The sequence below is a fragment of the Luteibacter sp. HA06 genome, from assembly GCF_054061215.1.
This window is the reverse complement of the sequence record NZ_JBSSDZ010000001.1, coordinates 634143-653955: the sequence shown is the minus strand read 5'-3', so window position 1 is coordinate 653955 and position 19813 is coordinate 634143. Positions and strand designations below refer to the sequence as shown.

17 protein-coding genes are annotated in these 19813 nt (G+C 65.0%); 2 read left to right on the top strand and 15 right to left on the bottom strand.

What is annotated here, in order from left to right; translation table 11 throughout:
- The first annotated feature begins 5 nt into the window (after positions 1-5).
- Together ACVWWJ_RS02765 and dbpA are read left to right on the top strand one after the other, a co-directional pair.
- Entirely contained in the window at positions 6-1061 is a 1056-nt protein-coding gene (locus ACVWWJ_RS02765; RefSeq protein ID WP_456966691.1) for a hypothetical protein, read from the top strand.
- A 44-nt stretch (positions 1062-1105) separates the two neighbouring features.
- Positions 1106-2482, top strand: a complete 1377-nt coding sequence (gene dbpA / locus ACVWWJ_RS02760; protein WP_159890981.1) for an ATP-dependent RNA helicase DbpA — start codon at positions 1106-1108, stop codon at positions 2480-2482.
- Positions 2483-2485: 3 nt separating this feature from the next.
- On the opposite strand, the gene ACVWWJ_RS02755 is transcribed toward dbpA, so the two are convergent.
- From ACVWWJ_RS02755 to gspE, 15 genes are all read right to left on the bottom strand, one after another.
- On the bottom strand, positions 2486-3340 hold the full coding sequence (locus ACVWWJ_RS02755) for a hypothetical protein (RefSeq protein WP_456966690.1): 855 nt from the start codon (positions 3338-3340) through the stop codon (positions 2486-2488).
- Positions 3341-3342: 2 nt separating this feature from the next.
- Positions 3343-5295 carry a hypothetical protein gene (locus tag ACVWWJ_RS02750; protein ID WP_456966689.1) on the bottom strand — a complete coding sequence of 651 codons (1953 nt, stop codon included), beginning with the start codon at positions 5293-5295 and terminating at the stop codon, positions 3343-3345.
- Positions 5292-6515 carry a hypothetical protein gene (locus ACVWWJ_RS02745; RefSeq protein ID WP_456966688.1) on the bottom strand — a complete coding sequence of 408 codons (1224 nt, stop codon included), beginning with the start codon at positions 6513-6515 and terminating at the stop codon, positions 5292-5294. Before ACVWWJ_RS02745 ends, ACVWWJ_RS02750 begins: the two co-directional genes overlap by 4 nt.
- A 91-nt stretch (positions 6516-6606) precedes the next feature.
- Positions 6607-9114, bottom strand: a complete 2508-nt coding sequence (hrpB, locus tag ACVWWJ_RS02740) for an ATP-dependent helicase HrpB (protein WP_456966687.1) — start codon at positions 9112-9114, stop codon at positions 6607-6609.
- Positions 9115-9157: 43 nt separating this feature from the next.
- A complete protein-coding gene (gene gspD / locus ACVWWJ_RS02735) occupies positions 9158-11368 on the bottom strand; it encodes a type II secretion system secretin GspD (RefSeq protein WP_456966686.1) in 2211 nt (736 codons plus the stop codon).
- Between the two features lie 38 nt (positions 11369-11406).
- Positions 11407-12177 (bottom strand): hypothetical protein, encoded by a 771-nt coding sequence (locus tag ACVWWJ_RS02730; protein WP_456966685.1) that lies wholly within the window; start codon positions 12175-12177, stop codon positions 11407-11409.
- On the bottom strand, positions 12174-12770 hold the full coding sequence (gene gspM, locus ACVWWJ_RS02725) for a type II secretion system protein GspM (protein ID WP_159891069.1): 597 nt from the start codon (positions 12768-12770) through the stop codon (positions 12174-12176). Before gspM ends, ACVWWJ_RS02730 begins: the two co-directional genes overlap by 4 nt.
- A complete protein-coding gene (locus tag ACVWWJ_RS02720) occupies positions 12757-14004 on the bottom strand; it encodes a PilN domain-containing protein (RefSeq protein ID WP_456966684.1) in 1248 nt (415 codons plus the stop codon). Before ACVWWJ_RS02720 ends, gspM begins: the two co-directional genes overlap by 14 nt.
- Entirely contained in the window at positions 14001-14855 is an 855-nt protein-coding gene (locus ACVWWJ_RS02715) for a type II secretion system protein GspK (RefSeq protein ID WP_159890997.1), read from the bottom strand. The genes ACVWWJ_RS02720 and ACVWWJ_RS02715 overlap by 4 nt, the downstream gene beginning before the upstream one ends.
- Positions 14852-15517 carry a prepilin-type N-terminal cleavage/methylation domain-containing protein gene (locus ACVWWJ_RS02710; RefSeq protein WP_456966683.1) on the bottom strand — a complete coding sequence of 222 codons (666 nt, stop codon included), beginning with the start codon at positions 15515-15517 and terminating at the stop codon, positions 14852-14854. The genes ACVWWJ_RS02715 and ACVWWJ_RS02710 overlap by 4 nt, the downstream gene beginning before the upstream one ends.
- On the bottom strand, positions 15514-15933 hold the full coding sequence (locus ACVWWJ_RS02705; protein ID WP_456966682.1) for a prepilin-type N-terminal cleavage/methylation domain-containing protein: 420 nt from the start codon (positions 15931-15933) through the stop codon (positions 15514-15516). The genes ACVWWJ_RS02710 and ACVWWJ_RS02705 overlap by 4 nt, the downstream gene beginning before the upstream one ends.
- Complete coding sequence (locus ACVWWJ_RS02700) at positions 15930-16370, bottom strand: GspH/FimT family pseudopilin (protein WP_456966681.1); 441 nt, start codon at positions 16368-16370, stop codon at positions 15930-15932. The genes ACVWWJ_RS02705 and ACVWWJ_RS02700 overlap by 4 nt, the downstream gene beginning before the upstream one ends.
- 16 nt (positions 16371-16386) lie before the next feature.
- A complete protein-coding gene (gspG, locus tag ACVWWJ_RS02695; RefSeq protein ID WP_159891005.1) occupies positions 16387-16812 on the bottom strand; it encodes a type II secretion system major pseudopilin GspG in 426 nt (141 codons plus the stop codon).
- 27 nt (positions 16813-16839) lie between these two features.
- On the bottom strand, positions 16840-18057 hold the full coding sequence (gspF, locus tag ACVWWJ_RS02690) for a type II secretion system inner membrane protein GspF (protein WP_456966680.1): 1218 nt from the start codon (positions 18055-18057) through the stop codon (positions 16840-16842).
- Positions 18058-18065: 8 nt separating this feature from the next.
- Complete coding sequence (gene gspE, locus ACVWWJ_RS02685) at positions 18066-19781, bottom strand: type II secretion system ATPase GspE (protein ID WP_456966679.1); 1716 nt, start codon at positions 19779-19781, stop codon at positions 18066-18068.
- Positions 19782-19813: the final 32 nt, after the last annotated feature.

Here is a 19813-nt window from a genome sequence, read left to right as displayed (position 1 = left end):
CCGCGATGCGCCCCAAGATCATCGTCGCTTTGTCGGCCTCCATACTCATATTAGCCGTCGCGCCGACGTGCGCAGCCGGTGTCGTGAAGCTGGAGCGCATCACGCGGGACGAGGGCAATGTCACGGCCTTCCTTGAAGCGACCAGCCAGCGCTATGTCGATGCCATGCGTGGGCTCATCCGCGAGCAATTCCTCGACGACTATCGGGCGATTCGCTGGGAAGCCCTCGAAACGGCGATGCGCGATGCACCAGTCGCCCGGCTGGAATATCGATTCACGGTGAACGGCGTGCCCAATGTCCGGATTTACCATGCCATGGGTGGACGCCCGCTTAGTTCGCTGGCGAAGTCGATCTTCGAGGGACCGACGCGTCCGGGCACGCCCGAAACGCCCCTCAGCCCCGTTGAATCCGAAGCAGAGGAAGAGCTCGCCCCGCTCGCATCGCCGATCGTCGACGAGGTTGCGGTGGACGTCGCTGACGGCCGCCTGTACCTCGGCTTCGATGACGTCAACGTGCGCTCGCCGGTCCTCGCCGAAAGTGAGTCTGTCCTTGATGCCTTTGTCGTCGGAGGACGGGGCCGAGCCTTTGATCCGGAGTTCAAGGCGCTGCGGGCGATCGAGCGGGACCTGAAAAACGGTAGCCTTCCACGCGGAGGAAGCATCGTCGGTAGTGTCAGCGACATCGTATGCACTTCCTGCGATTACGCCATGAAGCGCTTTGCCGACACCTATGCTCTCGACCTGCGACTGACCCAGGTCTTCCCGTCGATGCCTCGCGCTGCACAAAGCGAACTCATCGCCTCGGGAAGCGCGCGGCTGCGGGGTAATCTTCTGGTCGACGCTATCAGCGATCGGCCACTCCTGGCGACCGACCTGCTACGAGGCGCCCGTGAAGGCCAGATCAGGCGGTCGCTCAGTCCGCGTGCCCTGGGACGGAGCTTCAAGGGAACACCTTGGGCCCAACGGTCGTTCCGGCTGAATCCACCCCGTCTGTCCCGCGTTTCCGAGGGCTCTTCCGAAGAATCGCCGCCGCCGGCCTCGCGGGCCACGCCAGGCTGCTGAAGGCCCGGAACACGCCCCAGGACCGGGCATGCGATCATAGGCGTATGAATGCCTTTGCCAAAACCACGCTTTCCCCCGCCCTCCTCGCCGCCGTGGAGTCCCTCGGCTATGCGGAGATGACACCGATCCAGCGGGAAAGCCTGCCCCCCATCCTCGAAGGTCGCGACGTGATCGCCCAGGCCAAGACGGGCAGTGGCAAGACGGCGGCATTCGGCCTGGGCCTGCTGCAACAACTCGACCTCACGCAGATTCGCCTGCAGGCCCTGGTGTTGTGCCCTACCCGCGAACTCGCCGATCAGGTGAGCAAGGCGATCCGCCGCCTGGCCGTCAACCTCCCCAACGTGAAGCTGTTGACGCTGTGTGGCGGCATGCCACTCGGCCCGCAGCTCGCTTCGCTGGAACACGATCCGCACATCGTGGTCGGCACGCCGGGGCGGGTACAGGAACACCTCAAGCGCGAGAGTCTGCACGGTGGTGGCATCAAGGTGCTGGTCCTCGACGAAGCCGATCGCATGCTCGACATGGGTTTCGAGGAAGCGATCGACGACATCGTCAAGCGCATCTCGAAGCATCACCAGACGCTGCTGTTCTCGGCAACCTATCCCGATGCGATCCGTGCCGTCAGCGGCCGCGTCCAGCGTGACCCGGTCACCGTCACGGTCGAAGAAAAGCACGATGAGAACACCATCGAGCAGCGCATGATCGAAGTGGAACCGGCTAACAAACCGGATGTACTTTCGCGCATCCTCACGCACGAGAAACCGGAGGCGACGCTCGTCTTCTGCAATATGCGAAAGGACACCGAAACGCTTGCCGCCGAGCTCGACCGCCGCGGATTCTCGCCACTCGCCCTGCATGGCGATCTCGAGCAACGCGACCGTGACGAGGTACTGGTTCGTTTTGCCAATCGCAGCTGCAACATCCTCGTCGCCACCGACGTTGCGGCGCGCGGTCTGGACATCATCGACCTGCCGCTGGTGATCAGTTACGACGTCGCGCACGATGCCGACACTCACACCCATCGCGTGGGTCGCACGGGTCGCGCCGGCGCCAGGGGCCTGGCCATCACGCTGGTGGGCTCGCGCGAGAAACCGAAGATCACCGCCATCGAGGAACGTCTCGGCGGCCCGATGCTTCGCTATCCCGCCAAGCCCGTCGGTGACGGTCGCAAGGTGCTCAACCTCGCCGCCATGAAGACGCTGGTGATCGATGCTGGCCGTCAGGATAAGCTGCGCCCGGGCGATATCCTCGGTGCACTCACGGGTGACGCTGGCCTGGAGGCCAAAGACATCGGCAAGATCGACGTCTTCGCCACGCGCGCGTACGTGGCCATCCGTAGGGATCTTGCAAACCGGGCTCTCGAGCGTCTGCGCGCAGGCAAGATCAAAGGCAGGAACTTCCGCGTTCGACCGCTGGGCTGATCCTCACGGCGTGTGCGTGAAGTAGCTGACCAGTAGCGTCGATGCGATTTCCCTTATCTGCCGCAGTGCCAGGAAGAGCGGTGTCCTGCGACCGTCGGCGTTTTCGCCGTCCACGTAGTTGACGCGGACGGTCGCACTGGTTTCGCTCGCGAAGCGGCGCAGGGCCGGACTGCATGACACGCAGGGCTTCTGGCTGACAAAACCGAGCAGGTCACCGCCCGCCATCTCCGGATGCATGCGTATATCGTTCTTCAAGGTCTGCAGGATCTTCAGCTCGGCGTCGTTTTCCCGGTTGGCCCTCGGGTCGTGGCTCGGCAGCACCGCCGATCCGGGAACCGCAAGGGTTGCTCGCGCGAAACGAAACACGCTGACATTCGGCAGGTAGTCCGCCTCGGTGGTTCCAGGGGCGACCAGATCCGTCACACCAGGCGGGATCAAGCGCTCGAAGTCGTGACTCGATCGCGACACGTAGATGCGGGTGTGGCGAACGTCACCGACGTACCAGCTGTATTCGAAGAACGCGAAGGTCGCCCTCATCAGTTGCGCCCGAAATCGTTCCATCGATGCTTCGCTCACTGCGACGTGGGGATCTCGGATGGCATCGGCAATGTAACCCTGCATGCCGTGTGCGTAGACGTTGATGATGAACCCGAGGCGCTCGGTCATCGTGCCCTCGACGTCGTCCGTGTAGCCGAGCTCGACGACCGTCCCCGGTGATGGATCGGGGAGATCTGCCGGGGTGGGCGTCGGTTGAGGCGGGGCCTTCTTCCTGCCCAACCCCGACGTGTCGGCGCTCGCGAAGCAAAGCACGATGGCAAGAACCAACTGCGCGGCTACCGTGATGAAAGTCGGGCGCATACCTAGTTCCTTTTCGGTTGCAGTAACGTCGCCGCCCGACGGATCACCGGTAGCGACGCTTCATAAGACAGCTCACCCTCGGCGACCAATCGATTGACGATCTTCATTTCGACGACCTCCATGCGCACCGCCGCATCCAGCGATGCGCGGCCTGGCGTGTACTCACCGAACTGGGTGTAGCGGAACGGACCCGCGATCCTCTCCCGATGCGGATCGCCTACTTCGGTAGGACGCGTATGCGCCATCTCGTGGCGAAGCTCGGTTACGAACCATGCATAGACCGCACGATCCGTCGCGTCGTTGAAGCAAAGGGGAAGCGGGTCGCCGCGGCCCTTGCCCGCAGTCGCGGGGTTGTGATCCCTGACACTCAGGCACGGGTCGACATCGAAAGGCTGCTGGTCGCGATAAGCAGCGGCCATGCGCGCAATGCGCAACGGCACCGGCAACCGGGGCAACAAGGGGTCGTGTGGCGCACCAATGTCCCAGTCGCGCATGGCACCGTCGATCAGGATGGCCAGATACTGGCGATCGAATTCCGAGGGTTGCCAGCCGCTCGTCGTCGCATCCAGGCCGTTCAGCACCTCACCTCGCAACCCGCTCCGCCGTTGCTCGGCCACTGAGGTACCACTCAGTTTCTCCCGGAGCAGCTGCGCCGCCACGGCGTACAACGCTCCGATCGCCGGATACTCCTTGCCGACCATCACGCGCACCCCGGTCGCGATGTCGTCACTCACGCCGGCTTTGGTACGACTGGGAGCGCCCCGGTAGGCGTTGGTCGGCGCGCCGTGCACGTCGGCGACATCGGTCCACGGCCGGCTTTTGGTAAAACCCAGTTCCCGATGTATTCGCTGGCTGAGTTCTCGCTGGGTGGGCGGGTGGCCGTCGATGGCGAGCAGCTGGATGGCGAGGCGCTCAGCGTCATTGATAGGTGACAGGTCTCGCTCGGCCCGCGCTGAATACGGAGACGACGGATCAACCAGCACCCATCGCTCGTAGCTCGCATCATTGCTGGAAAGAACGTACGAAGCGTCGCCGTCGTGACGCGCATAGGCACGTATGAGAGTCACCAACACGCTGTGCGTCGCGGGCCTGATCGCGAGGGGGAAAGCTACCACCGGCCGGCCCACCGCGCACATGGCGGGGGCAAGGCCCCGCGCTGGCGGTACATGGGCCGGACGAAAGCGTTCGCGACCGATGAGTGAGTTGCGAACTGTCGCCAGGTACGCCGCCTGTCTGGCGCGGAAGAGCTGGTTGGTCTGCGAACCGCTCGCGAGATTTTCGTTCGCCACCAGGCTCACCTCCCAGGCATTGGCCAGGTTATTCAGGGCCTGGCTGCAGGCGAGGCACAACGGGCCACTGATGAAGACCACCGCGACGCCGCCCTTCTCGACCGTTCGGTCGCTCAGGTCTTTTTCGAGGGTGCGAGCCACCTTCATCTCGGCGTCCTGAAGGTCCCACGGCGCCTCCGGTCGAATGGTAGGCATCTGCCAGGGCACGCGCGTTTTTGCGTCGTCCTGCGCCGTTGCCATGACCACGCCAGGCCAGGGATCGAGCCACTCGGCGAGGTCGGCCGTCAGGAAGGACTCCGGCCCACTGTCCAACGAACCGCGACTGCCTGACATGGCGTAGTAGGTTCGCTGGAGCGACACCCCGTCCAGACCCTGGTACGTATAAAGCAGCGTAACGAAGGTGGAGCCGGTCATGCGGTTCTCGAACGCTTGCCAGGTTCGCTGGGTCGCCGGAGCCAGGCCCTGGTTCGCCCGATCGATGTAGCGCGCGGACAACCCGTCGGCATGAAATCGAAAGCCGTCCAGCAGCGCGTCGACGGCGGTACCCTGGGGGTCGGTATCCAGCACACGCGTGCCGATGACCGTTGCGGAGGCAGGCATGCCGATGAGTCCGTACGACATGACGAGGCCGACGCAGGCGAGACGACAAAGCGTCGCGGATGTCATTGCGCACCCCCGCGGCACATCCGGTCGACGGCAAGCTCTTCCAGCGCGGCCAGCGCGGCCGGTCTGACGCGCCCTTGCCAAACCAGCTCGCGAGTCGCAGTGGCGGCGATGACGTCGGTGCCGAGCGATGGGTCGTCGGCGGTGTCGACGAACGCGCCCACCCACGCCGGCCGCAGGCGTGCGACAGCGTCGACCAGGGCGCCGGCACCCGACGCCATTACCTCGGGATCCTCGCGCATAGCCGCCAGCTCGTCACGCAACGCCGTGGCGTACCAACGGAGCACACGACGATCGATCATGTCCGCGAAGCAGAAGGTTCCCGTCGTGTCCGTCAGGCTCGTCGCTGCCACGCCTGGCACGAACGCGCCGTTGTCCGAGCACGGGAAGGGCTGCGAGTAGGTTTCCGAGCGGTAAGCGGCCGCTGCGCGAGCCACACGAATCGCCGTAGGCAAGTGCCGACGACCGTACACGGAGATAGAGGGAGTGCGTCGCGTCGAGAGCTCGTTCTCCAATAGCCGCATCAGGTACGAGGTCTCGACGTCGGTTACCGAAAACGCTGCACGCGCCGCCACGATGCGGTCCAGCGGCGCCGACCAGAGTCCGGTGTATGTATCGCCCGCGGTCGTTGCCGCCTCGATTTTCTCGCGCAGCAGTTGGGCGGAGACTGCCAGATTCGCAGCAATCAGCCCGTTGCCCGGACCGGCGACCAAACGCGCCTGCACGAACAGGTCGCGGTCGATGCCGGCCTTCACGAGGTTCGCGGCCACCCAGGGCTTGCCCAGTTCGGGAGCGCTATGCAGCGCGGGCATCTCGATGCCGGGGCGCGCGCGCGTCAGGCCGAGATCCCAGCGAAAGCTGGTCTGGGTCTGTAGCAGCGGCATGTGGAAACCCTGGTAGGCGAGCAACGCCCAGGCGGAGCGCCATGTTCCGTCCATGGTCGCTTCCGTGAGAGGCGCGAGGTCGGTATAGAGGTTTGCCGGATCGACCAGCGAAAGGCGTTCCACGTCGGCATCGTCGTGAAGCGGCGATGCCGAGGGTGTCGTTCGCCACGTTCGTTCGCTGATCAACTCGCCGATGAAGTCACCCGCCGGCGGGTGAGGAAACCGTGCAAACGGTGCGGATTCCTCGGCCGTCGCTGCCGTGCACCAGGCGCACGTAAGCCAGGTGAGGCATCGTATGTACGAAGCGTTGCGCTGTCGGGGAACATTCGTCGACGGCATGCCAGGGACTCCTTGTCCGATCGATGCTGTGGGCGAAGTAGTTCAACGCGATCTCAGCTATCCCGGTAGCGGCGACGACCCCGACAACGTGTCAGGTCCCACGGGGCTTTGCGCGGTGCGTCGCCGCGGCCGTCCACGGATCGTCGGGCCACGGGTGTCGCGGATAGCGGCCCTTGAGCTCCTTCTTCACTTCCGGATACGTCCGGTTCCAGAAGCCGGCCAGGTCCTGGGTAACCTGGATCGGTCTTCCGGCAGGCGACAGGAGGTGCAGCATGACGGCGACACGACCATCGCCGACGCGTGGCGTATCGGCGAGCCCGAAGAGTTCCTGCAGCTTCACGGCGAGCACCGGCGGTGCGCCCGCGTCATCGTCACGCGTACCGTACTCCAGGCGACGTGTCATGCCGCTGGGTACCTTCAACTCTTCCGGCGCGTGCGCATCGAGAGCGCGTCGCTGCTCATAGTCGAGCATGGCCGACAACGCTTCGGACAACTCCGCCGGCTGCAAGGCTTCAAGACGACGTTTGCCGGAGAGATAGGGCGACAGCCATGTCTCCATGGACATCAACAGCGTCACGTCGGCCACGTCCGGCAGGTTCAGCTCCGGGCGCCACGCGTGCAGCGCGCCGATGCGTGCACGGAGGCGCCGTGCATTGTCGCTCCACGGCAGGCTGGCGATGCCACGTGCGCGAATAGCTGCAAACAGGGCCGGCATGGCATCGTTGCCGGTGACCGGTATGGCCTTGCGTGACATGATCAAGGTATCGAAGCGTCGCTCTTCGAAGGCTTCGGCGATCTGCCGCTCGTCATCCCAACGCAACACCCGTTCCGTTACGAAGCGGTCCGCGTGATCGCGCTCGAGCACGTCGGGGTCGAACGGGGCTGCTGCGAATACCAGGCTATCCCGGGCGTCGAGGCGAAGGTCCAGGATCACCAGCCAGGGCTCACCGAGCAAGGCGCTCGATTCGTGCAAGCGCGCACCGCGACCGTTCGCGAGCTGGTAGCGCATCGGCTGGCCCTCGTCGCGACGAGCGACCCGATCCGGAAAGGCATGCACGAGCAGGTCGCCGACCGCATGCGAATCGGGCACGCCGCTGGCTGTGGAACGCAGATTGAGCCGTCGGCGCCAGCCAGACGAAGCCTTCTCGATTGCCGCGAGCGCGCCGACGTCGGCCGAGCCGGCACGCGCACCGCGGGGCCCGGCGTCACGCCAGAGATGTAGCGCGGCGACGCGTTGCCGGAAGTCGTCGGTCCGCCCTTGTTCTCCGCGCAGCGGCGACCGCGCTTCAGTCAACGCCAGCAGATCGGCAACCAGCGCCCGACGCTCCGGCGGTGCTCGCAGCGCTGCTGCCGCCAGACGTGGAGCGGCACCAAGTACCAGCATGTCGCGTCCGAGGCGGGTGATGGCAGATGAAGCATCGAGAGCACCGAGGCGTCGCAGAAGGTCGCGCGCCTGACTCATGGCACCCGCCGGAGGCGCATCCAGCCAAGGCAGGTCATCGCTGCCCCAACCCGCCAGCTCGAGCGCCAGGCCGGAAAGTTCGGCCTGCTCGATCTCCGCCGTGCGTGCAGGTTCGAGGCGGCGACTCTGTGGCCAGAGGCGATAGGCGGTTCCCTCGGCAACGCGTCCGGCGCGACCCGCGCGCTGGTCTGCCGAGGCCTGAGAAATCGCGACCGTTTCCAGCCGAGTGAAGCCCGACTGGGGATCGAAACGCGGCTCGCGCGCGAGGCCGACATCGACCACGGCACGGATGCCCGGCAGGGTCACGCTGGATTCCGCGACGTTGGTGGCGAGCACGACGCGGCGCACGCCGGGATCGGCGGGGGCTAGCGCGAGTTGCTGCTCGGCAAGGGAAAGCTCGCCGTGCAACGCCACCACTTCCAGCGCGTCGTGTTTTTCGAGCATGCCGCGTGCACGCTCTATCTCACGCCGCCCCGGCAGGAAAGCGAGCACATCGCCTGGGTTTTCGCGCAGCGCCTGCAGCACCGTACGCGTGAGATGTTGTTCGACGGTCTCCTGCGGTCTGGCGGGCGGATGCACAATCGCCACCGGAAAGCTCCGGCCAGGACTGCTCAGGCGCGGCGCATCGAGCCAGCGGGCGATGCGCTCGCCGTCCAGCGTTGCCGACATGACCAGCAAACGCAGCTCCGGGCGCAGGCTAGCCTGGACATCCAGGGCGAGCGCCGCACCCAGGTCACCGGCAAGATGCCGCTCGTGGAACTCGTCGAACACGATCGCATCGACACCCTCGAGACCCGGATCGTCCTGAATCATGCGGCCGAGGATGCCTTCGGTGACGACCTCGATGCGGGTACGCGGGCCCACGCGGGATTCGAAGCGAATGCGATAACCGACCGTCTCACCGACCTGTTCGCCAAGCTGCGCCGCCATGAACGCGGCGGCGGCTCGCGCCGCGATACGACGCGGCTCGAGCACGATGATGCGACCGCCCCCCATCCATGTCGCGTCGAGCAGGGCGAGCGGGACCTGGGTCGTCTTGCCTGCGCCCGGAGGCGCTTCAAGGACGAGGCGCGGGCGTTCCGCCAGGGACGCGACGATGTCCGGCAGGAGTGGGGTAATCGGAAAGACGGGAGTCATGCGCCGGCTATGTTACGCAAGCCGGCGCGGCAGCGCCCTTCTTTTACCCGGCGATGTCACTCCCGGTGGGTGCGGGCGTCGCTCCACCCTTGGGCGCCGTCGCCTCGAGCGGCTGCAGGGAACGGAAGCGTTTGCGGTAGTCGTCGCTGAGTCGGCGCGCATCTTCACCGTTGGTGATGACCCTGGGCGTGATCAGGACGATCAGTTCGGTTCGCATGAGGTCCTCGCTGCGGCTGCGGAACAGGGCGCCGAGCAATGGAATGCGGGAAAGAACAGGAACGCCGGCCCTGCCGCGACTGTCGCGCTGCCTGATGAGCCCTCCCAGAAGCACGGTTTGCCCGCTACGAACAGCCACCTGGGTTTCCAGCTTGCGCTTGGCGATCGCCGCGTTCTGTCCGGGGGTCGCGTCGTCGGCACGGCTGACCTCCTGCGTAACATCGAGGTAAACCAGCCCACCCGGATTGACACGTGGACGCACTTCCAGAATCACGCCCGTGTCCTTGTACGTCACCTGGCCCACTTCCTTACCGCTGCCCTCGACAGGATTGACGAAGGTCTGGGTGACGGGAATCTGGTCGCCTACCTGGATACGCGCCTTGCGGTTATTGACGACCACGAGGGACGGCGCCGAGAGCGTGGTCGTGTTGCCATTGGTTTCCAGCGCGCGCAAAGCCACCTGGACGTTCTTGTTGACGAAGGAATAGAAAAGCGTGTCGGGGTTGAGGGCGCTGGTGGGTGCGCTTCCAAGAGCCCATTGCTGTTTATTGCCCGGTTGGGCGACCGCGCCGTTGCCACCGGCCAGGCCTTCGAGGTACCACTGCACGCCAAAGCGAAAGTTGTCACGGAGGACCACTTCCAGAATGCGCGTTTCGATCTGCACCTGGAGCGGAATGGCATCGAGCCGCTCGATGGCCTGGCGGATATCCGCCCACTGCGAGGGACGCGCGTGGATCATCAACTGGTTGTTCGCGTCGACGGCCGTGATGCGGATACCAGATCGGCTGTCACCGGACGATGCTGCAGCCGATACCGGCGCTGCAAAGAACGTGGGATCGCTATCGCCTGCATTGGTGTCGACAAATCCGTTTGCGCCGACGCTCCCGTGTTCGCCTTCGGCCATGGGCGAGTCGAGCGATATTCCGGTCAGGCCGGGAGCGACGTGCGCCCCCGGTGAATCGCCACTGACGGCACCGCCGAAAATGTTGCCTACATAACGGGCCACATCCGATGCCAGAAGATTGCGAACGTCGTACACGAAAAGACGCGGCTCATTGCCCCCACCGCGATCGATACGGTCGATCCATTCGCCGACCTGTTCGATGTGCGTCGCCTGTGTCGAGATGACGACGATCGCATTAGTACGCTCGATCGGAATGAAGCGGATGAGACCTGCGACAGGCGCACCGCTGTTCTTGCCGAACACCGAGTCCAACGCCGGCATGAGTTCGGCAACGTTGGCATTGTTCAGTGCGAACACGCCCACCGACATGCCGCTTACCCAGTCGACGTCGAAGGTATCGATCGTCTGCGCCACGTTGTCCAGTTCATCGCGCGTACCGGCGACGACAAGGATATTGCGGGAAGGATCGGCAAGCAGGATGGCATCGGTCGCGGTGAACGGCGTAAGCAGTTTGACCATCTCCGGAGCGGCAACGAAGCGCAGGGGAAACAAGCGCGCACTGAGCCCGTCGTGAGGTGCGCTCGCACCGAGACTGGGTGCGAGCTTGCCCGCAATAGCGCGCGACGTCGGCACGACGGTATAACGCCCGTGTTCGCGGATGAGCGCGTTCCCCGTCCAAGAAAGCAGGTTTTCAAGAATGGGCAGCGCGTCGTCGCGCTTTATCGGTTTGGACGTTGAAAACGACACCGAGCCGCGTACGCCCGGTGCCAGCGAATAGTTCACGTCGAGAAGATCGCCGAGGATCGCCTTCACCACTGCCTCGACCGGCTGGTCTTCGAAATTAAGTGTGACCGCACCCTCCCCGACCGCGGTCTCGCGCGGTTTTTTCAAGGCGCGGGGATGAATGAACCGCCCACTCCCGTGCGTGATTTCTCGGTGCCCCTGGGCGCGTTCGACCGTCGAAGCGTGGCCCTCGACGGTCGGCGCCAACGGTAGCGCGGCAGGTACGGGGTCGTCGATGCCAGCGAGAGCTTCACGCTGAATGTCGCCGTAGACGGATCGCTTCGTGTTCGGGGCACAGCCCGTCGCGAGCAAGGCCGCTGCGACGGCCATGCCGAGTGTGAGTCGCTTCATGATGTGCTTCCTTCCTTGGTGGGCGCCTCATGCGCCCGTTACTGCGAATCCTGCGCTTGCTGCCGTTGTTGTTGTTGCTCCATGCGGCGCTTCTGCACGGCTTGTTTCAGGGCTTCGATCCTGGCCTGCTGCAACGTCGAGTCGTCCGGGCGCGGCGGCGCATCCCGCGCCTGGGTAGTTGCAGGATGTGGCAGGGCGGGGCCTGTCATGCCGGAGACCTGTTCCACATGCACGCCGTTGCCTGTCTGGGTCGGGGCTCGTGCAGGCTGGCCGGGCTGCCCCGGCACCTGACCGGCACCCGGCCTTGCTGCATCCTTAGTGAGCGCTTCGGGCGCGGCGACCTTCAAGGTCAGCTCGCGATGTTCGCCGCCGTTGTCAAAGATGGCGCTGCGAGGCGTTAGCGACGCGAGTGTCCAGTGACCATCGGCAAGCGGGGAGCCCTCCTTGACGCGCACGGTCATGTCCTTGCCGCGATCACGCAGCAGGGCCATGCGCAAGCCCGAAGTCATGATGATTCCGGTGAGTTCGAGATCGCCGATGTTGCTTGATGAATCGTCCGCGTCGGCCACGGCTGCCGGCTTGCGGTCAGCCATGAACAACGGGCGTTGCCATACCTCGGCATAGCGGTTCAGCGGTGACGTCGGCGGCATGGCGGCGGCACGCAGCGGCGGCAGTGCTTCCGGCGCGGCCGGATCGTCCCAGCGCACGCCCTGGCCGATGCCCGTGGCAAAAGCCACCGTGATGCAGCCCAGGGCCACTGCGAAGATCGCCAGCACCGGCGTCAGGCGTCGTTGACCGGCGGCGTTCATGTTGCCGCCTTTGCCACGCGCGCGGCGTGGATGTATCCGGATACGGTGAACTGAACTTCCATCGGCGCGGCCACGCCCGATCGCGCTGCGACCGGATTGCGATAGATACTGAAGTCTTCGATAAAGAGGTAGGGCGTTTCTTCCTCGATATCGTGGAGTACGGCAGTCATCGGCTGAACCTGGCAGCGCAGGCTGATGTTCACCGTGACCTTGCGATACGGATCGCCGGCTTTTTCCTGACTAGGTACCGGCATTTTCTGCACGACATCGCAAGCACCGTCTTCCTTGTGCGCCGCCGCGACATCGACGATGCGCTGCATGAGGCCGGCGGCGGCAGCGTTTGTATCGTCTCCGGCGAGGAAGGCGTCGCTGCGCGTCTGGCCCTGCTCGAGCGTCGCGAGACGCTTCTCAAGTTGAGGCCGCTCGGCAATTGCGGCGGCATAGCGGCGCTGGGTATCGCGCAGATCGTCCATATCGGCAGCGATGACCATCTGCGGCGCCACGAACCACCAGTGAATCAGCACGAAATAGCCGATAGCCACGGCGACCACCAGAAGCAGTATCGCAGCGATACGGGATTCAGCGGGCTTCATGCGCACGGGCGTCCTCCTTGGCGGGCGGGGTCGGCGCCGCGGCTTTCGTCGATGCCGGTGCCGGTACGGTTGCTGGCGCTGCCGCTGCCGCAGTTGCCACGGGTGCGACGGCCCCGGGCTTCGGCATGATCGCCTTGGCCTGCATATAGAAGCGTTCCTTGCCCGACGTGGGATCGGTCTGGATGGTGCCCTGGAAACTGGGCTCGCCAATGCTACGCGCCCCCTTCAGGGCGTCGATGAGGCGAGCGGCCTGCGGACTCTGTCCTTGAAAGCCGATCTGACCGTTGGCGTTGAGCGTAAAACGCTCGAGCCAGGTGTCGTCCGGCAGGCGGTGCGTCAGTTCGTCCAGAACGGGCAGGATGGACGGCGACTCGCTCTTGCGACGAACGAGAAAACCCGAGGCGCCGGCGCTGTCCATAAGCCGCTGACGCAGGGCCTTCACGCGCTGCGCGTCGGACTGCATGGCGTCGACGTCGGCGCGCATCGTTTCGAGCGCGACGTTGCGGTTGTGCAACCAGGTGGCCATGGCGCCGAACAGGAACAGCACGATGACCGCCATGAGGGCCAGGTTCAATCGGCGGCGACGGTCCACTCGCCGCGGCGCACGTGCCGGCGGGAGCAGGTCGACGCCGGCCAGTCCGTGGCCTTGCGCCACGTCGACCCGGTCGGGTGCGACCCGTAGCGCAGTGAGTTCGTCGAGAAGGGGATCCAGGGAGGCTCGTGGTGTTGCTGCGAGCTCGGCCACGAAGCGCCCTTCGGGACCGCCATCACCCAGTTCACGTACACCGAAGTGGATATCCTCCGCCCGGAAGGGCGTCTGTCGATCGATGTCGTAGCCTACGACCTGGCGCAGGTTGTCGCGCGCCGCCACCGGAAGGACCAGGCGACGCCGTAGCACCTGGGCGGCAGGCATCAGCAAGGCGATACGGCGATCCGCGGGGTCGCACTCATCCAGCGCGCGAGCCAGGAGCGCGGCGCGGTGATCGACTGTGTCGGTGTCGCGGGCGTCCGCGATGGAAAGACTTTCTCCTGCGCGGCGAAGCTGCCACACGGAGTCACCGCGTTCGAGGACGTACCAACGTTGGCCACCGGCGAAGGCCTGGCGCACGCGTACAGGGAGCAGCGTCGACAACTCGCCAGCCCACCAGCGCAGAAAGCCCGGCAGCGCACTGCCGCGCCAGGCACGGCGCAGGCGGTCGAGCTGTAGCTGGGAGGCGTCCTGCAAAGCGCTCATTCAACATCTCCTTCGCGCCAACGCAGGATCGCGTAGGGCTGGTTACCGGATCTTATCCCACGCAGTCGGATGGTCGATGTAAGGAAACTGCGAGTCCCATCGTCAAGGATGGCTTCTGCACGTATCGTGTGCGTGACACCGTTACCGCCACCGACCGACGCGCCATTGGCCTGCCCGCGGCTGGCAAGGATAGCTTGCGCGCCCGCTTCTCCCAGCCCGGGAATAGCAGCAAGGGCGAGCGGCTGGGCGTGCTCCGTATTGGGTCGCTCACGGCCGGACCAGATGGTCAGCACGGGAGCAACCGCGGTCCAGAGCGCCGGGTCCATGCCGAGCACCATCCGCGCCTCCTCAACTGTCGCGAAGGGACCGTTGCGCGGCCCATAGCCCAGGCCCGCGGCGTCGTACTGGGGCTTCTTCGCACCATTCGGCGAGGCAGCGTCACCCGGACGGCGCCAGTCCTGGATAGCGGCGGAGAGGCTCTTCGCCTTGTCGTCGCTGGCACCGGCGGCCTTGAACAGGCCAGTCAGCACCTGGTCGGAAGCAGCATTGAGGTCCACCTTGCCGTCTTCGTCGACGACGGTGAGGGTGACCTTGGCGTCGTCGAACGCGAAGACATACGGTCGCCCATCGGCGATCCAGCGGGTGTCGGGGTCGGTCGACTGCAAGCCTTCGATGGCGCGCACCATGCCGGCTTCGGCGGCGTAGTGGGCGCGCGTCTGAGCGAACTGGTAACGCGCCTGCAGGCCTTCGGTGCGTGCCATGGCAGCGAATCCTCCCAGCATGATCGCCAGCAGGGTGCAGCCCCACAGCACGATGAGTAGCGCCACGCCGCGGCTGCGATCACGGTTCATCGGATCACCGGTCCGCGCGTGCCGCGCGTTAATGAAAGACCGTTACGCGACGCGGATGGATCGATGCGAATCGGGGCCACCAGCGTGGGAAACACGACGTTTCCGGCCACATCCAGTTCGATCCGCACCAGCGACGGCGTACGTCGACCGTCGTCCCAGCTTTCCTGCCAGTCGCCGGGGCGATTCTGGTCGTCCATGCCGCGATAGGAAATCGAACCTTTGCGGATGCCGCGAAGGAGCACCTCAGGCTCACCGATCGGCTGCGGCGCACCCCCATCCGGGGGAAGCATGGCGAGCGTCACTTCGAGCCGATAGCTCTGGCGTCCGTCATCGACCAGCGAGATCGTCTGCAATTGCGGGCCGAGTTTCGACAGGTAACCCGGCATCGGCGCAACGTAACGCAACGTGCGCGATGTGCCGGAGAATACGATGGGGTCGCCGTCGTCCGTCTCGTCGAAGGGAATGGCCAGCGCCTGCGCCAGTTCACCGCGAAGGAAATTCTGTGCCGAGCGGATATCGTCCATTCGCTCGATAGCCTGATCGCCGCTGCGGACAATGCGCGACGCCGTGCTGATGCCGGAATAAACACCAAGCAGCACGATAGTCAGCAACGCCAGCGCGGCGAGAACCTCCATCAGGCTGAAGCCGTTCTCACGCCTCATGGCGAAGCATCCGGATTCGCGCTGCCCATACGCAGCGTGGAGAACCGTGCGTGACGTTCGTTGTCGGCCACGCCCCAGGTCACATCAAGATCCAGCCGGTACACCCGACTCGCGGGCACGCCGTCCGCTGTGGGTTTCATATCGGGGGTCACGTACCGGGAGACGTTCATATGCCAGCGATACGTGTCGTCGAAGCGGCCGTCACTGTCGCCTTCGCGCAGCGGTTCCATGACATAAGCGCCGTCGAGCAACGTACGCGCACGTAGGGCCGCCTGCGTGCGTTCGTTCGCGCGCGCGGTGAGGCTCATCGAACTACCCGCGACCTGCATCAGCGCAGCGAAGGCGATCGCCAGGATGGCGATGGCGGCGATGATTTCGAGCAGGCTGAAACCGCGCTGGCGGGCAGGCAACCTCACTTCGAATCCACCACGCTGACCGCACCGGTGAGCCATGCAACGTTGACGTGCCATTCGCGTTGCCCGCGCGTCAGCGTGACTCGTCCCCCGGTGGAACTGCCATCGGGAAAGAAGCGGATGCGTCCGGTCGTCGCGTTCGCCTGGTCCTCGCGAGCACTGGTGATCGAGACGCGCATGTCCTTGGGCAGGGCGACCAGCGACTTGCCCGGCGGCCTATACGTCGATGCCGAGGTATCCACCTCAAGCGCCAGGCTTTCGCCCTTCACGATCGATTGCGAGCGAGTCCAGCGCAGCGCGGCTGCGAGCTCACCGCTGGCCGCATTCACTCGCGCGCTTGCGAGTCCCTGGGTCACCGGGATCGAGACCGCCGCCGCTGCGATCCCGATCAACAGGATCACGGCCAGCATCTCGAACAGCGTGAATCCGCGTGTACGCATGGCCGTCAGGGATCGCTTACTGCCAGTTACCGGCGTCGGCGGAATAGCCGTCTCCGCCGGCTTTTCCGTCCTGACCATAGAACACGAGGTCGAAGCTGCCGTGTTCGCCCGGGTAGCGATAACCGAAGGCGTGGCCCCACGGATCCTTCAGGTCGGATTCCTTCGCGTAAGGGCCCTGCCAGTTCTGCGCATCGGCCGGCTTGGCCACGAGGTCACCGAGGTCGTGCGGAGGCGAGCCATTGTCGAGCGCGTAGTTTTCAACCTTCTGGCCCAGCGTGACCAGCTGTGCCTTGCCCGCGCCGTACTTGCCCTTGTCGACGTTCTTGCCGACCTGGGTGACGACAATGGCGCCGATGATGCCGATCAGGACGATGACGGCAAGCATTTCGAGCAGCGTGAAGCCGCGAGATAGGCGGGGTCGAAGCGTACGTGTCGCGCGCATGGCAGAGCTCCTTTGGAACGAGTGCGGTCAGTTGATATTGCTGGTGAGGCTGAGCAGTGGCAGCAGGATAGCCGCCATGATGAAAGCGACCATGACGGTCATGACGATGGTCAATGCGGGCACCAGTGCCGCCAACAGGCGGTCGATAGCGCGCTTGGCCTCGATGTCGAAGGTGTCGGCGACCTTGAGCAGCATCGTGTCCAGCGCGCCGGCTTCCTCGCCGACCTGGATCATCTGCAACGCGAGGCGGGGAAACCGCTCTGTCTGCGACAGGGAACTGCCAAGGCCGGCGCCGCCCTTGACCCGCTCGGCGGCCTGTTCAAGCGCGAGATCGAGTGCACGATTTCCAGTGACCTGGCGCGCGATAGCCAGGGACGAAAGCAGCGGTACGCCGTTCTTCAGCAAGGTGCCAAGCGTACGTGCGATACGCGCCGTCTCCACCTTGAGCAAGAGAGGGCCGGACACCCGCATGGTGAGCAGGCGCGCATGGAACGCCAGTTTCGTATCCGGATCGCGAAGGCGCAGGCGAGCGAACGTGCCGAGGACGAAGAGCGCGAGTGCCAGTGCCCACCACCAGTCGCTGATCACCGTACCGAGGGCGAGCACGACCTTGGTGATGAGGGGGATCGGGACCTGCATATCCGCAAAGATCGGCACGAACTGCGGCACCACGTAAGCAAGCAGCAACACCAGCGAGCCGAGCACGCCAACCATGAGGAACGCGGGGTAGATGAGCGCGTTGATGATGCTGCCGCGCAGCGCTTGCGCCCGTTCCAGATAATCCGCCAGGCGGCGCAGCGTTTCGTCGAGCGAGCCACCGGCTTCGCCGGCGCGCACCAGGCTGACGTACAAGCGCGGAAAGACACCGTTCTCTTCGTCCAGCGCCGTCGAAAGCGTCGTGCCGCCGCGGACACGGTCGCGAACGCGTTCGACCAGGTTCTTTGCACGCTCGCCTTCAGGGAGGTCGAGCAGGATGCCGAGTGCACGATCAAGGGGCTGCCCTGCGCTCAGCAAGGTGGCCAGCTGGTGCGTGAACTGGGCAAGCTGATCGCCAGTGAACACGCCTTTGCGGAACAGGGCGGCGAATCCACCGCTACTGGCCGCGCCTTCGGCGGGCGCTGCCTCGAGCGGCGTATGACCCTGGTCCTGCAGTCGCGCGACAACGTCCTCCACCGACGCGGCTTCCATCCTGCCGGTGAGTGCTTCGCCCGTGGCGCTGATAGCTCGGTAACGGAACTGGCTCATGGGAGGGCCTAGGATTCCTGGGTGACGCGAAGGACTTCTTCGATCGTCGTGACACCGGCGACCGCCTTGGCGAGGCCGTCCTCATACATCGTCCGCATGCCCTCGGCGCGCGCGAGGCGTTCTATTTCACCGGCGTCGGAGCGCTGCATGACGAGACGGCGCAGCGGATCGCTCATGACGAGGAATTCCATGATGGCGCGCCGGCCGCGGTAACCCGTGGGATTCGCCGGACTGGTACCGGGTTTCCAAAGGCGAATGGGCCGCTCGTCAGTGTACTTGTGCAGTTCGAATTGCTCGACCACCTCGGGCAATGCTTCGTAGGGAATCGCCGTTTCCGGATCCAGGCGACGAACGAGGCGCTGGGCCAGGATGCCATTCACCGTCGAGCCCAACAGGTAATCCTCAACGCCCATGTCGAGCAGGCGCGTGATGCCGCCGGATGCACTGTTGGTGTGCAGCGTGGACAACACCAGATGGCCCGTGAGAGCTGACTGGATCGCGATGCGACATGTCTCGAGATCGCGCATTTCGCCGATCATGATGACGTCGGGATCCTGACGGACGATGGAGCGGAGCGCGCCGGTGAAGTCCAGTCCGATCTGTGGCTTGACCTGGATCTGGTTGATACCCTCGATCTGGTATTCGACCGGGTCTTCCACCGTGATGATCTTCACGTCGGGCGTGTTGATCTGCGACAGCGCGGTGTACAGCGTGGTGGTTTTGCCCGAGCCGGTGGGGCCGGTCACCAGGAGAATGCCGTGCGGGCGGTCGAGCACCTCGACGAAACGATCGCGGAAATTGTCGGTGAAGCCGAGCGAAGCGAAATCGAAGATGATCGACTCGCGATCGAGGATACGCATGACCACCGATTCGCCGAAGCTGGTCGGCACCGTGGACACGCGAAGGTCGAGCTCCTTGCCCTGCACGCGCAACTGGATGCGGCCATCCTGAGGCAACCGCCGCTCCGCGATGTTCAGCCGCGCCATGATCTTTACACGCGATATGACAGCGGCGGTGGAGCTGGATGGCGGCGCTTCCACTTCGTGCAGGACGCCGTCGATGCGGTAGCGCACCTTGAGGCGGTTTTCAAAAGGCTCGATGTGGACGTCGGATGCCCGTTGTTCCACCGCGCGCTGGAGGATGAGATTCACCAGGCGAATCACCGGCGCTTCGGACGCGAGATCGCGCAGGTGCTCGACGTCGTCTTCTTCGGTGGCGTTGCCGTCGAGGCTTTCGACGATGCTGCCCATGGCGGAACGGCCCTGGCCGTAGTACCGCTCGATGAGCCCGTCTATTTCCGAACGTATGCCGACACGCAGAGGGAGGTCACGGCCGGTTGCAAGGCGAACCGCCTGCAACGGGTAGGGATCGGCCGGGTCGGCGACGAGCAGCGCCAGTCCGTCCTCGCCCTCGCGCACCGGAACGACGTGGTACTGCTTGAGGAAGCGAACCGACAGCTCGATATCGGCCGGAGGCAGGTCAGGTGCGTCCTTGGCCGCGAGAAGGTCGAGGCCGAGCAGTTCGGCCCAGGCGTCGGCAAGATCTCGCTCGGACACCAGCCCCAGGCGAGCCATTAGCGACGTGAGGGTGCCGTCCGGCGTCTCGTCATGCAGGCGCCGTGCCCGCGCGAGGTCAGTGTCCTTAAGGCGACCGTGCGCCACCAGGTGCGCACAGACCTGAGCTTCTCCCGGTTCCCCGGTCAGCATATCCCTATGCTCAGTCATCGCAGACATGCCTTCCTCACGGTCCGTTAAAG

Excerpts from the sequence above, each read along its gene's own strand:
- ACVWWJ_RS02765 (WP_456966691.1), top strand. The coding sequence starts at position 6 with ATGCGCCCCAAGATCATCGTCGCTTTGTCGGCCTCCATACTCATATTA.
- dbpA (WP_159890981.1), top strand. The coding sequence starts at position 1,106 with ATGAATGCCTTTGCCAAAACCACGCTTTCCCCCGCCCTCCTCGCCGCC.
- ACVWWJ_RS02755 (WP_456966690.1), bottom strand. The coding sequence starts at position 3,340 with ATGCGCCCGACTTTCATCACGGTAGCCGCGCAGTTGGTTCTTGCCATC.
- ACVWWJ_RS02750 (WP_456966689.1), bottom strand. The coding sequence starts at position 5,295 with ATGACATCCGCGACGCTTTGTCGTCTCGCCTGCGTCGGCCTCGTCATG.
- ACVWWJ_RS02745 (WP_456966688.1), bottom strand. The coding sequence starts at position 6,515 with ATGCCGTCGACGAATGTTCCCCGACAGCGCAACGCTTCGTACATACGA.
- hrpB (WP_456966687.1), bottom strand. The coding sequence starts at position 9,114 with ATGACTCCCGTCTTTCCGATTACCCCACTCCTGCCGGACATCGTCGCG.
- gspD (WP_456966686.1), bottom strand. The coding sequence starts at position 11,368 with ATGAAGCGACTCACACTCGGCATGGCCGTCGCAGCGGCCTTGCTCGCG.
- ACVWWJ_RS02730 (WP_456966685.1), bottom strand. The coding sequence starts at position 12,177 with ATGAACGCCGCCGGTCAACGACGCCTGACGCCGGTGCTGGCGATCTTC.
- gspM (WP_159891069.1), bottom strand. The coding sequence starts at position 12,770 with ATGAAGCCCGCTGAATCCCGTATCGCTGCGATACTGCTTCTGGTGGTC.
- ACVWWJ_RS02720 (WP_456966684.1), bottom strand. The coding sequence starts at position 14,004 with ATGAGCGCTTTGCAGGACGCCTCCCAGCTACAGCTCGACCGCCTGCGC.
- ACVWWJ_RS02715 (WP_159890997.1), bottom strand. The coding sequence starts at position 14,855 with ATGAACCGTGATCGCAGCCGCGGCGTGGCGCTACTCATCGTGCTGTGG.
- ACVWWJ_RS02710 (WP_456966683.1), bottom strand. The coding sequence starts at position 15,517 with ATGAGGCGTGAGAACGGCTTCAGCCTGATGGAGGTTCTCGCCGCGCTG.
- ACVWWJ_RS02700 (WP_456966681.1), bottom strand. The coding sequence starts at position 16,370 with ATGCGTACACGCGGATTCACGCTGTTCGAGATGCTGGCCGTGATCCTG.
- gspG (WP_159891005.1), bottom strand. The coding sequence starts at position 16,812 with ATGCGCGCGACACGTACGCTTCGACCCCGCCTATCTCGCGGCTTCACG.
- gspF (WP_456966680.1), bottom strand. The coding sequence starts at position 18,057 with ATGAGCCAGTTCCGTTACCGAGCTATCAGCGCCACGGGCGAAGCACTC.
- gspE (WP_456966679.1), bottom strand. The coding sequence starts at position 19,781 with ATGACTGAGCATAGGGATATGCTGACCGGGGAACCGGGAGAAGCTCAG.